Origin of the sequence: Limosilactobacillus urinaemulieris (assembly GCF_014838745.1) — a bacterium.
Classification (GTDB): domain Bacteria; phylum Bacillota; class Bacilli; order Lactobacillales; family Lactobacillaceae; genus Limosilactobacillus; species Limosilactobacillus urinaemulieris.
Window position 1 is genome coordinate 23,893 of sequence record NZ_JABUXR010000012.1, and the last position, 14,675, is coordinate 38,567.

The window sequence follows — 14,675 nt, forward strand, 5'->3', positions numbered from 1 at the left end:
GGAGGATTTTATAATGAAAGACGATATTATTAACATTTTAGCTGACGCAACTGGTCGGGATGCAAGTGACTTCAGTGATACTAGCGAAGACTTGTTTGCTGATGGTTTATTAGACTCAATGGCTACTGTTAGTGTTCTCTTAGCACTTCAAGATCAATTCGATATCCAAGTACCTGTTTCTGAATTTGACCGGAGCCAATGGAGTTCAGTTGATAAGATGGTTGACCGTGTAAAGGAGCTCCAAAATGACTAACCGCAAGCGACTGTGGTATATCTTTGGCCCAGTTATTCTTGCCTTTGTTCTGATTTTAATTCTTTTTACAATGCCTTTAGGTAGCCACTATTCAGCTAAAACTGAACAACGGGCTGCTTCTTCGCTTAGTCCCGTAGTTTTCAAAAACCAAAAGTTAAAACAACAGGCACTTTCTGATAAGAATACCCGTTATGTTCCGTTTTTTGGTTCAAGTGAATTACGGCGGTTTGATAATTTCCACCCATCAATTATGGCGGCACGTTATCATAACTACACCCCGTTCCTTCTAGGACAACGGGGAGCCCAATCACTCCCCCAGTTCTTTAACATCACTACGATGGAGGGGCAGTTGCGAGATAAAAAGGCCGTTTATATTGTTTCTCCTCAATGGTTTGTTAAAAAGGGGATTTTACCCCCTGCCTTTAAGTACTACAACGGTGAATTAGCCGACTTAACCTGGTTAAAGAAAGCTAATCCAAAGTCACCGTATGATCAGTATGTTGCCAAGCGGTTAATTCAAATGATTGGTAATGATGGTTCGGTTGCTGAAGATGCTGCTAAAATTGCTCAAGGAAAGCCTTTAAGCAGTTGGGATAAAACCATTTTGAGCTTCCGGCTAACATTGTTACAACATCAGGATGCATTATTCTCAGGAATCCAGTTAGATAATAATTATAGCCACTTCATTAAGCCACAAGTTAATAAGTTGCCGGCAAAATATAATGAAGCTCGGTTACATAAAATGGCAGTTAATGAGGCTGCTAAGGAAACTGACAATAATGATTTCCACGTTAAGAATTCCTTCTATACTAAGAAGGTTAAGCCTAACTTGAAGAAACTTAAGGGTTCACAACGTCACTTTAACTATAACCAATCACCAGAATATGGCGATTTACAAGTTGTGCTTAATCAATTTAAGAATAACAACACAAACGTGATGTTCATTATTCCCCCTGTTAATGGTCAATGGGAAGCATATACTGGAATGGATATGCAAATGTACTACCGCACCGTTAACAAGATTAAGTTCCAGCTTCAACAACAAGGATTTAACAACATTCTTGACCTTTCTCATGACGGTAACAAACCTTACTTCATGGAAGATACAATCCACATTGGTTATGCTGGCTGGGTTAAATTTGATAGTGCTACAAGTAAGTTCATTGAACAGAACCAACCTCAACCACACTATCACTTGAGCGATGAGTTCTTGACCAAAAAGTGGGCAAACTTAATCCCGACTCAACAAAACCTGAACCAATTTAAGGAACAAGAATTGAATAAGTAATATTCAATAAATCCCAGAGTGAGCTAATCTCATCCTGGGATTTATTTTGATCTAAAAAAGCGGCTTAAGAGGGCTTTCCCTCTCGAGTCGCTTTTGAATTTAATTAGCTAGTTACCAGCTAACTTACTAGTCTTCCTTCTTCTTACCTAACTTGGTAAAGCCGAAGAGCCCGGCTAGACTTGCAGCAGCTAAGGCAACTACACCAAGACTAGCGTTGTTTTCATTACCAGTTTGTGGTAATTGAGCTGCTTGCTTATTAGCATTAGTCCGAACAGCATTCTTACCATTTAGACCAGTGGCAGAAATCTTTGCACCATTTGATTGACTTGTTGTAGTACCAGTTACTGAACCGGCTTGACTACCATTATTATTAGTAGCTTCACCTGAACCATTATCAATGGTACTACCGTTGTTACCTGATTGTTCATTCTGGTTATCTGAACTAGTAGCAACCTTAATTCCATTAATAGCAGCGATTCCTGCATTCATTGCATTGTTTACTTCAGCGGCATTATCAACACTATCAATGTTCTTCTTAGCGGTGTCAGCAATTACGACCTCATTCTTCAGATCGGCCTTTTCCTGATCGCTTAAGTTACTTGCATCAATTTCAGCATCCTTGTTCTTAGCAGCCTGATCAATTGCGTCCTTAGCAGCATCCTTGGCATCAGTGATGCTTGGAATATTAATGTTGTTAATCTTCTGAACACCATTATTTTGTGCCTGTTCAACCTGGCTTGCTGTTGTTGCATTATTGATTGCTTGCTTAGCCTCATTAGCAGCCTGGTCAACTTGCTTATTCAAGTCAACAGCTTGATCAGCGGTAATGGTACCAGCATTTTGAGCAGCCTTAATAGCATCCTTCTTGGCTGCAGCAGCATTATCAATGACAGTATTGGCAGCATTCTTAGCATCCGTCAGGTTAGTAGTTGGAACAGATGGAATCTTAATATTATTAATGTTATCAATACCATTGTTCTGTGCCGTAGTTACTTCATCAGTAGTCGTAGCCTTAGCAATGTTATCCTTAGCTGTTTGTACTTGTTGATCAACTTGCTGATCTAAGGCTTGCTTTTCAGCATCAGTTAATGGTGATTTAGCAATTTCAGCCTTCTTACCAGCGGCAGCGTTATCAATTGCTGCATTAGCAACATCCTTGTCAATTGCTAATTGACCGTTATCAGCAGCCTTCTTAACATCACTGTCAGTATTAGCATTATTGATCGCTTCTTGGGCAGTCTTAGCATCCTGATCAATTGCGTCCTTAGCTGCTTGCTTTTGGTCATTAGTCAAGTTAGTATCTTGATCAATTGCCTTCTTAGCATTATCAACAGCATTCTTAAGGTCAGTTGTTGCTTTGGCCTTAGCATCTGAAGTTTCTGGGATAGCAATCTTGTTGATGCTATCAATGCCATCGTTCTGTGCCTTAGTTACCTCAGCATCAGTTGAAGCATCATCAATCGCCTTGTTAGCAGCTGTTTGGGCGTCACTAACTTGCTTCTTCAAGGCAGTCTTTTCGTCTGATGTCAAGTTGGAATTGTCAATTGCCTGATTCTTGGCATCGGCAGCCTTAGCAACCGCATCCTTAGCTTCCTGTTGCTTCTCAGCCAAACTTGGAACCTTGATGTTGTTAATATCATTCAAGCCCTTAGTTTCAGCATCCTTAACAGCATCATTAGTTGTTGCATCCTTGATTGCTTTAGTAGCATCATCCGCAGCTTGATTTACCTGATCAGTCAAATCTTGTTTCTCTTGATCAGACAAGTTCTTAGCATTATTGATCTCATCAATCTTAGCATCCTTAGCAGTTTCGATTGCATTAGTTGCATCATCTTGAGCATCATTTAAGGTTGGGATAAACAAGTTAGTGATTTGGTCAATTGCATTGTCCCGAGTTGCTGCCACTACGTCATTAGTCGTAGTGGCTGGATCATTAATCTTAGCAATTGCTTCATCAGCAATCTTATTAACCTGATCAGTTAAACTCTTTTGTTGATCTGCATTTAAGTTCTTAGCATCACTAATTTGCTTGTTTTTAGATTCTTGAACCTGCTTGATGGCATTGATTGCTTCTTGCTTAGTTTCATCAAGACCAGGAACAGTTACATTAGTAATCTCTTGAATACCCTTGTTTTGGGCATCAGTTACAGCATCGTTAGTAGTTGCCTTAGCGATGTTGTCCTTAGCAGTGTTGGCTGCATCGGTTGCCTTGCTAATCAAATCTTGCTTCTCATTTTGAGATAAGTTAGAAGCATTGTTAATTTCATTAGTCTTATTAGTTAATGCATTATCGATAGCGTTATTAGCTGCTTTCTTTGCATCATCTAAGTTAGTGAAGTTAACGCCCTTGATTGAGTTAACACCATCTTCTTCAGCCTTCTTAACAGCATCATTAGTAGTTGCACTATTGATGTTGTCTTTTGCAGTCTTAGCGGCATCAGTTGCCTCCTTAACCAAATCTTGCTTTTCTTGATTACTCAAGTTAGAAGCATTATTGATTTCGTTAGTCTTAGACTTCAATACGTCATCAATTGCTTGGTTAGCATTAGTCTTAGCACTATCAAGACTTGGAATCTTCACATCTTCAATGTTCTTAACACCAGTATCTGCAGCTTGTTTAGCTTCATCATTGGTCTTAGCATTGTTGACATTGTTAATAGCATCGGTGGCAGCCTTAGTAGCATCATTAATTAATTGTTGCTTTTCATCATTTGACAAGTTAGAAGCATTGTTAATTTCATCCTTCTTCTTATCTAAGGTCTTATTAATTAAATCGGTGCTTTCCTTCTTGATGTCAGACAACCCCGGAACAGTAACATCGGCAATTGCCTTTTCACCATTAGTTTCAGCTGCTGCTACATCTGAATTAGTGGTTGCATTATTGATCTTATCCTTAGCGGTATTAGCAGCATCGGTGGCTTGCTTGATCAAATCTTGCTTTTCTTGATCGGTAATGTTAGTAGCACTCTTGATTTCATTTGTCTTGTTTTGAAGAGCCTTATCAATTGCAGCAATAGCATTGTCCTTAACAGAAGAAGCAGTTGGAATATTAATGTTATTAATAGCCTTAACACCAGCTTCTTGAGCTGTCGTTACTTCTGTTGGAGTAGTTGCATTGGCGATATTTTGCTTAGCATTCTCACCAGTTTCCTTGATTAAATCAATCAAGGCCTTTTGCTCATCAGTAGTTAATGGAGAGTTAGCAATTTCTTTGTTCTTACCAGCTGCCGCATCGTCAATTGCAGCATTGGCAACTGTCTTATCGATAGCAAGCTTACCATCATTGATTGCATTGTTGACATCAGTATCATTCTTAGCATCATCGATTGCCTTTTGAGCATTCTTGGCGTCGTTATCAATTTGATCCTTAGCTGCTTGCTTTTGATCATCAGTTAAGTTGGTATCTTGATCGATTGCTGCCTTAGCTGCATCAACAGCATTAGTTAAATCAGCAGTAGCTTTTTCCTTAGAAGTTGATTTAGTTGGAATCTCGATATTTTGGATATTTGAAATTCCAGTATTCTTAGCATTGGTTACTGCAATATTAGTTTTAGCATTATCAATTGCAGTATCCGCTGCATTTTGAGCAGTAGTTACTTCTTGTTTCAAAGCAGCTTTTTCTTCATCAGTTAAGCTTGATGCTGCATCAATTGCTTGATTCTTTTTAGTAGCTTCTTGAGCTACGGCTTCCTTTGCGGCAGTTTTAACTGCTGATTCAGCTGGGACTGAAATCTTGTTGATATTGCCAACACCTGTTTCTTGAGCACTCTTCACTGCTTCATTAGTCTTAGCACTATCAATTGCAGTATTCGCATCGCATCATCTTGAGCCTTGGTTACATCCTGCTTTAAGGCAGCCTTTTCTTCATCAGTTAAGTTTGAAGCATCAATGGCTTGGTTCTTTTCATCAGCAGCTTTTGCTACAGCATCTTTTGCTTCCTGCTTTACTGCTGATTCAGTTGGTACTGGAATAGCATCGATCGCGTCAGCACCAGCTTGACCTGCTTGAGCAGCTTCATCATTAGTAGTGGCTTGAGCAACTTTGTCTTTAGCCTCATTTGCGGCAGTGTTAGCTTTATTAGTTAATTCAGTCTTTTCATCAGTGGTTAAGTTTTGTGCAGCATCAATTGAATTTAACTTCTTAGTTAAAGCATCATCAATTGCTTTATTCGCTGCATCTTTTGCATCAGCTAAGCTAGTTGGAACAACCTTTCCAATTTCAGTAACGCCGTCTTGACCTGCTTTGGCTACGTCTACATTGGTCGTTGCTTTATCGATATTATCCTTGGCAGTGTTAGCTGCGGTAGTTGCCTTGTTAATCAAAGATTGCTTTTCAGTGTCACTAAGGTTATTAGCCTGATTAATAAGTTCTTTTTGACTAGCAAGAGCATCATCTACTGCCTTGGTTGCTTCTTGTTTGGCATCGTCTAAGCTTGGCACAGTAACTTTGTTGATATTTTCAATACCTGTATTCTTGGCAGTAGTTACATCACTAGTAGTCGTTGCGTTCTTAATATCATCTTTGGCCTTATTAGCTGCTTGAGTTGCTTCATTAATCAAACTAGTCTTTTGATCTTGATCAATGTTAGTTGCTTGATTAATTTCTGTAGTTTTATCTTTTAGTTCATTATTAATTGCAGCAGTTGCATCAGTTTTTGCAGTTTCAAGATTGGTAGTACCGTTCAAATCACTAATAGCATCTTTGATAGTCTTTACGGCATTATCTACTTCAGCTTGAGTGGCATTTTGCTTATTTAAAATACTTTGACCAGCAGTGATTGCATTAGTAAGTGCTTCTTGTTTAGCTTGATCAGCATCAGTGTAATCACTAGTTTGTTTAGCGTCATTAGCAGCAGCTATAGCCTTATTAAGGGCATCAGTATTGGTTGCCTCACCCTTCAAATTACCTTTAGCAGTGGTAATTGCATCTAAAGCACCCTTGATTTGATCAGCTGTTGCATTGGTATTATCCAATACTGCTTGACCATCAGTAATTGCTTTGTTGTAAGCTTCTTGGGCTTCATCAGTGCCGTTGTAGAAAGCAGGTGTCTCTCGTACAGTTGGTGCTTCCTTAACAGCAGCTTCAAGAGCAGCCTTGTTAGCGGCATCTGTTTTGGTATCACCATTTAACTTACTGTTTGCTTCCTCAAGTTTTTGCAATGCTTGATCTACTTGATCCTGGGTTGCATCAGTGTTATCCAAAACTGACTTTGCATTAGTAACTGCATTGTCGTAAGCAGTCTTTTGAGCTTCATCAGCGTTAGTGTAGTTATTACTTGCCTTTACAGTATCAGAATTCTTAACTGCTGTTTCAAGAGCAGCCTTATTAGTTGCCTGACCATCTAAAGCAGACTTGGCAGTATTGATTGCAGTTAATGCATCAGTAAGACTCTTTACTGTAGGGTTTGGTGCCTTTAGAGCATCACTACCTGCAGTAATTGCATCTTTATATGCCTTTTGCTTTGCAGAATCGGCATTGTAATATGCTGCCGTTTTTTCGGTGGCTGGTGCAGCATTCACAGCATCCTGAAGAGCCTGCTTTGCACTATTAAGATCACCATTTAAGCCACTCTTAGCGGTAGTAATTTTAGTAATTGCATCTTGAATTTGGTCTGAAGTAGCAGCTGAATTATTTAATACATCTTGGCCGTTTGTGATTGCATTAGTATATGCTGTTTTCTCATTTGTACCAGCTGAAGTAAAGTTAGTTGAAGCTTTAACTGTTGGCGCTTCATTAACTAAGTCTTGCAATTCAGTCTTGTAAGAATCCGCCATCCAGTCGTTAACTGACTTTGGCCCTTGAGTATCAGCCTTAACAAAGTCCTTAGCAGCATATACAGAAACTTGGTCACCATCATTTAACTTACCAAGGTTTACAGAGAAGTTACCGTTAGCATCTGTTTTAGCAGAATATGGTTCAGCGGTTGATGTTGGGTCACCTGTTTCATTCGCAGTCCAAAGAGTTTGTGAATCTGTTGGAGCAACTTGATGAACTTGACCATTTACTGAAATATAAACATAAGCGCCCTTCTTATCAACGGTATTAGCACTACCACTCATGGTGTATGTGCCGTCAGCATTCTTAACAAACTTAACGCCAGAAAGGTTAACTTCTTCACCAGCAGCAACTAAATTAATCTTGTTTTTAGCATTATTTCCAGCAGTTCTAGTTTCTGTAGTTGTAGCTTCATCGTAACTAGTTACCTTAGTGACAGTTGGAGTACCATCACTAGCATAAGTAATGTCGATTTCACCGATTGGTTGACCATCAGCTGAAGTCTTTACACCAGTAAATTGGACTTTCCCGTTCTTAATTGCAGTGGCACCATCTGGCATTGAAATGTTGAATAGTTCTGGCTGAGTTGAAGTAAAGGTACTACCACTACCAAGTGATACACCAGTAGCTTGGGTACCATCACCAGTTACATCAAAGGTACCATGGTGACTGATAGCGATTGTTGAATTTCCATTTGAAGTAACAACTGAACCCTTGTAATCACCCATGTTAGTAGCATTAACCTTGAATGAACCACCATTAACATTGATGGCAGCATTACCGTTGATGTAAACCGGATCATCCCAACCTTGAGAGCGGTAATAAGGTGTACCATCAGAATTAATGTTCAAATTACCATTAACGTTAATCGTTGCACCAGAATTCAAGTAAAGAGCACCAGAAAGGTACTTATCTTCGGTATTCTTTGTCAAGTTAATGTCTAGGTTACCACCCTGATCAATGTTCAAAGTAGTATCACCATTTGAAGCAATCCCACGGGCAATGCTATCCATACTCATCCCATTAAGTTGTTCTGGGCCATTTTGAGTATGTGGATTTAAGGAAACTTGAGCACCATTCTTAACGTTGATCGTTGTTGTTCCCCTATCAACTTCAAGAACATTCGAGTTAGTAGTAGTTAAGGTGACATTACTACCAGAATTAAAGTTAACTGTGTTCGTTCCAGCAGCAAATTGAATTACCTGTTGAGTATTACCACCCTGGCTGGCTTGAGACTTATTATTTAGCGGACTGATATATGAACCCACTGAATGAGCAGTAACATTACCATCAAAGTTAACTGTCGTGTTATATCCAGAATCAGTATAAATTAATTGTGACCCGGTATAGTTAACATTATCAAAAGTATATGATCCAGCACTTCTAACAATACCGTAATAACTTCTACCATATAAGTCTAAGTCTTTGAAAGTAACTCCATAATCGTTACTGTACATATTGAAGCCATAACCGTTAAAGTCTACAGTATAGTGCTTACCATCAGCAGATTGAATTATGATGTTACGTTTATTAGAAATATTGGTATTGGTGTAGTTGCTATTAGTCTTTTCTCCTAGATCAATATCTTTCCCAATATTAATAGTCGTAGCAGTTCCCTTTTGAATTTCATCAATCAATTCTTGAGCAGTATTAACAGTTACTGTATTTTCATCATTAGTAGCCGCCTTCGTTTGCACTAAGGAAGCCTTCGCTGCTTGGGCCTTCAGAACGCTGCCCTTAGTAAGGTTTAAATTAGTAGTTTCGTTATCGTCAGCCTTAGCGTCATTGCTTTCTTCATCCTTTACAGCTGTTTGATCAGTCGTGGTTGATTGATCCTTAACAGTGGTTGAAGTGCTTTCGTCCGCTGTTGCCTTCTTTGCTGAAGTGGCCTGATCATTATTTGCCTTAGCAACTTGATCTTCAGAAGTTTGGTCGGTCTTTGATTCAGTAGCTGTCTGCTTGTCGGCATTCGTTTGAGTCTTGGCACTATCAGAAGCATCTGTCTTCGCATCAACACTTGTCTGTTCTTCAGTCTTTGTTTGCGCTTGAGCAGTAGTTTGATCACCAGATTGTGCAGGTGTCGTTGTCTTAGCTGATGATTCAGTTGTGGCTTGGTCAGTCTTAGCGGTCAAAGTAACCTGCTTCTGATCAACTAAGGATGACCCCCCCTCATTGGTTTTCTGGGTGTCAGCTGCCTGATCGCCGGCATTAGTAGTATCAGCGTGAGCGACTAGCTGTCCACCGCCATATACACTGAAAGTTACCCCTAAAAGGACAGAAGCAACACCAACATTTAACTTTCGTAAGCCAAACCGTTGCTTTTCGTTCTTCCGATTCTTGCTTGCAATTAATTTCCGGTTATTCTTTGATACCATTGAATATCCTCCCCTAATTGTTAACTACAACAAAATCGATTACTTACTCCAAAATTAGTTACTTATGATTAACTAATCATACTATCAGTCAATAAACTAATAGTTAATTTATACTTTCTTCGTAAAGCAATCGATTATCCTATATTTCATTTCCTTTTGATAAACATTTTCCTGATTAGTAAATCGAAAAATTTTTTCAAAATTACTACACAATTAGTTTAACTTATTGGTAACTTATAAGCAATTAACTTTGCTTACTATCAATTAGTCCTAAATAAAAAAACAATTCAGAGGTATCAGTTTAACTAAATCTCTGAATTGCTTTAAATATTAAATCTCAGTTAGTCTAATCTTCCCGATGACGGATATTAAACGCATGTCGACTAGAATGATTACTACCATGATTATCATGACGCCGGGAACGACTCCGACCACCGTTGTTATGCCGACGGTGACCATAGTTATTATGGCGATGATCTCGTGGACCACGATAACCATGTCCTGAGCGTCCATTACGGTGATTCCGCCGTGGCAATGGCCGTTCTGGTGTGATTTTAACTGGCACATCACTGGCTGGTTCCTTGGTCATTTCGTTCAGTAACGCAGCAACCAAATCAGTAGCATTGTGGGTTGCTAATAACTTCTCTGCAGACTCTTGGTACCGTTCCGTGGAATCTTGAGAAATCAGCTCATCAATATCATTAAAAGCACTGGCAACTTGCCCCTTAAAGGCTTCTTCGGCCGTTGGTGGCTTTAATGGGAGCATCCGAACCCGGGTTAATTTTTCGATTTCACGCAGGTAATCCATTTCATTTGGTGTAACAAATGTTAAAGAAACACCATGATGTCCGGCACGACCAGTCCGGCCAATTCGGTGAACATAGCTATCTGGATCTGACGGAATATCGTAGTTGTATACGTGGGTCACTCCTGAAATATCCAATCCCCGCGCTGCCACATCGGTTGCAACAAGGATATCCAGTTCACCACGTTTGAATTGCTTCATGATCTTAGTTCGCCGATCCTGACTTAGATCACCATGGATCCCGGCTGCATTATAGCCACGAGCAATTAGCCCCCGTGATAATTCATCAACCCGGCGCTTAGTCCGACCAAAAACAATGGTAAGATCTGGATCCTGAACATCAATCAGCCGAGTCATAATATCAAACTTTTCGTAGTCCCGAGCTTTAACGTAATATTGATCAACTAAATCAGTTGTTAATTCCTTTGCTTTAATCCGCACCATTGTCGGGTCAGTCATAAACTTAACCCCGATCTTCTTAATTTCTGGTGGCATTGTAGCGGAGAATAAGAGTGTTTGCCGATTAGCAGGTGTTTGGTTGATAATTGCTTCAATATCATCCAAAAATCCCATATTCAGCATTTCATCCGCTTCATCGAGCACTAATGTTTTGATGTGGTCTAGCTTTACCGTATGGCGGTTCAGGTGATCACGGAGTCGTCCCGGCGTCCCCACAAGGATTTGCGGGTGTTGCTTTAAGTTCCGGATTTGGCGACGGATATCAGCCCCACCGTATACAACCTGCACCCGGACATGCTTATCTTTCCCTAAACGGAATAGTTCCTCTTGGGTTTGGATCGCTAATTCCCGAGTTGGCGAGATGATAATTGCTTGGACATTAGGGTTATCCGTATCAACGTGTTCAATAATTGGCAACCCAAACGCAGCTGTTTTCCCTGTACCTGTCTGTGCTTGACCAATTACGTCTTGTCCCTTTAATACCATTGGAATGGTTTGTTCTTGAATTGGTGTTGCTTCTTCATAACCACTCCGTTTGATTGCCTTTAATAAACTATCTGACAATCCTAATTCACTAAACTTCAAATATGTTCCTCCTAAAAATTACCAGCCGACTAAACAAGCTCTGTCTGTCGGCTGGTCTTGCTATCTATTTTGTTGTTAATTCAGCTAAAACTTTCTCTAAGTGAATCCCGTGGCTAGCCTTTAATAATACGAGATCATCGGCATTAATCGTTGCCTGTAAATCTGCCACTAGCTTATCCAATTCAGTCGTGGAATAATGGTGAATTGCTGAAGCAGGATAGTCCTGCTCTTCTAAAGCATTTCGAAGATTTTCCATCTCTGAACCGACAAGGTAAACTTCTTCGATCTTTTTAGGATCAATGTTAGCGGCTAAACTAGCATGAAGGCGTGCTGAGGCATCCCCTAATTCAAGCATATCACCCAAAACAGCGATCCGCTTACCAGCTGTTGGCAATTCTTCAATCGTCTTCAAGACTTGCTTAGCAGCTGTCGGGTTGGAATTATAAACGTCACTCAGAATTTTCTCCCCTTGAGCACCGTCAACCCACTCTGCACGATTTTCAGTTAGTTCAACATTCTTCAATGCTTTCTTAATGTGTGCTGGCGTAATGTGAAGCTGTTTGCCAACCGCAATTGCGGCTAACGCATTATTAACATTGTATTCACCAACCATTGGGATTGTGAATTCCTCATCCGGCCATTCGTTAACCTTAAAGTCGATTGAAGTCTCGTGCTGTTTAACACTCGTTGCGTAGAAATCATCAGTTAATTGGCGGCCAAATGTAACCTTACGTTGCTCAACATTAGCTGCGCGTTCTTGAAGCAATGGTTCGTCACCATTAAAAATGAAAGTTCCATCTTCTTTTAAGCCATGAACAATCTCCATCTTTGCATCAGCAATCTTGTCACGCGTTCCAAAGAATTCGATATGGGCTTCACCAATCATTGTTATTACCGCGAAATCAGGGGACACTAACTTACTCAAGAAATCGAGCTGACCAGGACGATCCATCCCCATTTCAACTACAACAACCTCGGTACTGGACTCCATGTTTAAAAGGGTTACCGGTACTCCGATCTCATTATTGAAGTTCGCGTGGGTCTTTGTAACGTTTAATTGAGTACTGAGGATTGAAGCTGTCATATCCTTAGTAGTTGTCTTACCATTACTCCCCGTAACCGCAACAACGATTGGGTTAATTTTATGTAAGTAGTACTTACTTAACTGCTGTAATGATTCAAGCGGATCATCAACGACAAGAATTGGTTGGTCATCTGTCGTTGTTACATCGTGATCACTTGCCCATAGAGTTGCAACTGCGCCGTTTGCAAAAGCGCTCTCAACATATTGGTGGCCATCTTGGGCTCCTTGAAGTGGAATAAATAATGCTCCTGAATCAAGTTGTCGACTATCAAAGGCGACACTCGTAATTTCAACATCTTTCCATTGTTCAATATTGTTTTCTGCGCCGATTGCCTTCGCAATTTCGGCCAATTTCATTTTCATGGAAAAGCTCCTCTATCTCCTATATCTAAGTCTAGCTTATTAAGTATATCACACTATTAGAGTACGAGTCAGCTACTTAGAGCTTGATTCACCACAAAAAAGCGACCTTATCCCAAACTGAATAAGGTCGCCATGGTTACTTGTATGAATAAAACCCTAAATACCTACATTTCCTCTAATCGTGCAATCCGTTCATCTAGGGGCGGGTGGGTGTCAAAGAGATGCGCAAATCGTTTGTGACGGCGGTTAAGTTCTGGATCACTAATATAGAGTGATGAACTACTTGGTGCAACGTTCTTCATTGGCTGCGCATTTTGCAGTTTCTGTAACGCACTAATCAAGCCATGAGGGTTCCGTGTTAACTCTACAGCACCAGCATCCGCTAAATACTCTCGATTACGCGATAGTGCCATTTGAGCAATCGAAGCAGCTAACGGAGCCAAGATAATTAACAAAATCGAACCAATGATGGCAAAAATACCAATTGCACTATCATCGTCGTCATCCGAACTCCGCCCACCGCCAAACCACCAGAAATTACCAGCAAAATTAACTAAAGCCGTAATCGCTGCTGAAAGGGCGAGTGCGATCGTTTGAAGGCGAATATCATAGCTGCGCACGTGACTCATTTCGTGTCCCATCACGCCCTCTAGTTCTTCCCGGTTCATTATTTGAAGAAGACCTGTCGTTGCGGCAACCGCAGAGTGCTGGGGATCATTTCCCGTAGCAAACGCATTGGGGCTTGGATCGTCAATGATGAATACTCGCGGCATCGGAACCTGAGCAACCATTGCCATATCTTCAACGACATGCCAGAGTTCAGGTGCTTCCTGTGCCGAATGAATTTCTTGGGCATTATTCATATTCATCACTACATCAGTTGATTGACTAACCATGACCGACATATAAATTACTGCCAGAACTCCGGCAATTATAACTCCTCCTACTGCTGTCCCTGCAAATAGGTAACCAATTGCTGCACCAATTAATGCTACAAGAATTAAGAACCCGGTCAAAACAAAAATCGTTTTTCGCTTATTTTTAGCTATTTGTTGATATAACATTAGGCATCACCTAATCATCAAACGAAACCTTTGGCACTTCTTTTGCTTCCTTTGGCACTTGAAGGTAATCCATCTGCTTAAAATGATGAATTTTGGCAACAATGTTACTTGGAAATGATTGAATTTTAGCATCCAAGTTAGCAACAGTTGAATTGTACAGTTGACGAGAATAAGCAATCTTATTTTCAGTGTTGCTTAACTCTTCCATTAATGATTGATACTGGGTACTAGCCTTCAAGTCAGGGTAATTTTCAGCAACCGCAAATAAGGAGCGTAATGTTCCTGTCAATTCATTAGAAACCGCCATTTTTTGTGCGTGATCATCATCTGGAACATTTTCTAATTGGCTCCGTAACTGGGTAACCTTTTCTAAGGTGCTTGCTTCGTATTTACTGTACCCCTTAACCGTTGAAACCAAGTTAGGAATTAAGTCATTCCGTCGTTGGAGCTGAACATCAATTTGACTCCAGGACTCCTGAGCATGAGTCCGTAATTGTACTAGACCGTTGTACAGGCCAGCATAAAGAGCAACTAGTAACACAATAATTACAATGACAACAATTGTCGCTACCATTTCTCTTCCTCCTCTATTATTTTTTAGTAACAATTATAATATCAAATTGA

8 protein-coding genes are annotated in these 14,675 nt (G+C 40.2%); 2 read left to right on the forward strand and 6 right to left on the reverse strand.

Annotation, left to right across the window (positions count from 1 at the left end; translation table 11 throughout):
* Positions 1-13 precede the first annotated feature (13 nt).
* A complete protein-coding gene (gene dltC, locus HUK45_RS06750) occupies positions 14-253 on the forward strand; it encodes a D-alanine--poly(phosphoribitol) ligase subunit DltC (RefSeq protein ID WP_003717840.1) in 240 nt (79 codons plus the stop codon).
* Positions 246-1,541: a D-alanyl-lipoteichoic acid biosynthesis protein DltD gene (gene dltD / locus HUK45_RS06755; protein ID WP_191911679.1), complete on the forward strand. Its 1,296-nt coding sequence runs from the start codon at positions 246-248 to the stop codon at positions 1,539-1,541. Before dltC ends, dltD begins: the two co-directional genes overlap by 8 nt.
* A gap of 126 nt (positions 1,542-1,667) precedes the next feature.
* Here dltD and HUK45_RS06760 read toward each other — a convergent pair whose 3' ends face one another.
* The 6 genes from HUK45_RS06760 to HUK45_RS06785 form a co-directional block, all read right to left on the reverse strand.
* Positions 1,668-5,315: a DUF1542 domain-containing protein gene (locus HUK45_RS06760; protein WP_191911680.1), complete on the reverse strand. Its 3,648-nt coding sequence runs from the start codon at positions 5,313-5,315 to the stop codon at positions 1,668-1,670.
* Entirely contained in the window at positions 5,312-9,691 is a 4,380-nt protein-coding gene (locus tag HUK45_RS06765; RefSeq protein ID WP_191911681.1) for a beta strand repeat-containing protein, read from the reverse strand. Before HUK45_RS06765 ends, HUK45_RS06760 begins: the two co-directional genes overlap by 4 nt.
* Positions 9,692-10,037: 346 nt before the next feature.
* Complete coding sequence (locus HUK45_RS06770; RefSeq protein ID WP_191911682.1) at positions 10,038-11,540, reverse strand: DEAD/DEAH box helicase; 1,503 nt, start codon at positions 11,538-11,540, stop codon at positions 10,038-10,040.
* A 64-nt stretch (positions 11,541-11,604) separates the two neighbouring features.
* The gene (locus tag HUK45_RS06775) at positions 11,605-12,987 is read right to left on the reverse strand and encodes a UDP-N-acetylmuramoyl-tripeptide--D-alanyl-D-alanine ligase (RefSeq protein WP_191911683.1); all 1,383 of its coding nucleotides are present in this window, start codon (positions 12,985-12,987) and stop codon (positions 11,605-11,607) included.
* Between the two features lie 164 nt (positions 12,988-13,151).
* Positions 13,152-14,051: a zinc metalloprotease HtpX gene (htpX, locus tag HUK45_RS06780; protein ID WP_191911684.1), complete on the reverse strand. Its 900-nt coding sequence runs from the start codon at positions 14,049-14,051 to the stop codon at positions 13,152-13,154.
* A 10-nt stretch (positions 14,052-14,061) separates the two neighbouring features.
* Positions 14,062-14,625 (reverse strand): LemA family protein, encoded by a 564-nt coding sequence (locus HUK45_RS06785; protein WP_191911685.1) that lies wholly within the window; start codon positions 14,623-14,625, stop codon positions 14,062-14,064.
* Between the last annotated feature and the right edge of the window lie 50 nt (positions 14,626-14,675).

What these genes read in the sequence shown, in the direction of transcription:
- dltC (WP_003717840.1), top strand. Translation starts at nt 14, where the DNA reads ATGAAAGACGATATTATTAACATTTTAGCTGACGCAACTGGTCGGGAT.
- dltD (WP_191911679.1), top strand. Translation starts at nt 246, where the DNA reads ATGACTAACCGCAAGCGACTGTGGTATATCTTTGGCCCAGTTATTCTT.
- HUK45_RS06765 (WP_191911681.1), bottom strand. Translation starts at nt 9,691, where the DNA reads ATGGTATCAAAGAATAACCGGAAATTAATTGCAAGCAAGAATCGGAAG.
- HUK45_RS06775 (WP_191911683.1), bottom strand. Translation starts at nt 12,987, where the DNA reads ATGAAAATGAAATTGGCCGAAATTGCGAAGGCAATCGGCGCAGAAAAC.
- htpX (WP_191911684.1), bottom strand. Translation starts at nt 14,051, where the DNA reads ATGTTATATCAACAAATAGCTAAAAATAAGCGAAAAACGATTTTTGTT.
- HUK45_RS06785 (WP_191911685.1), bottom strand. Translation starts at nt 14,625, where the DNA reads ATGGTAGCGACAATTGTTGTCATTGTAATTATTGTGTTACTAGTTGCT.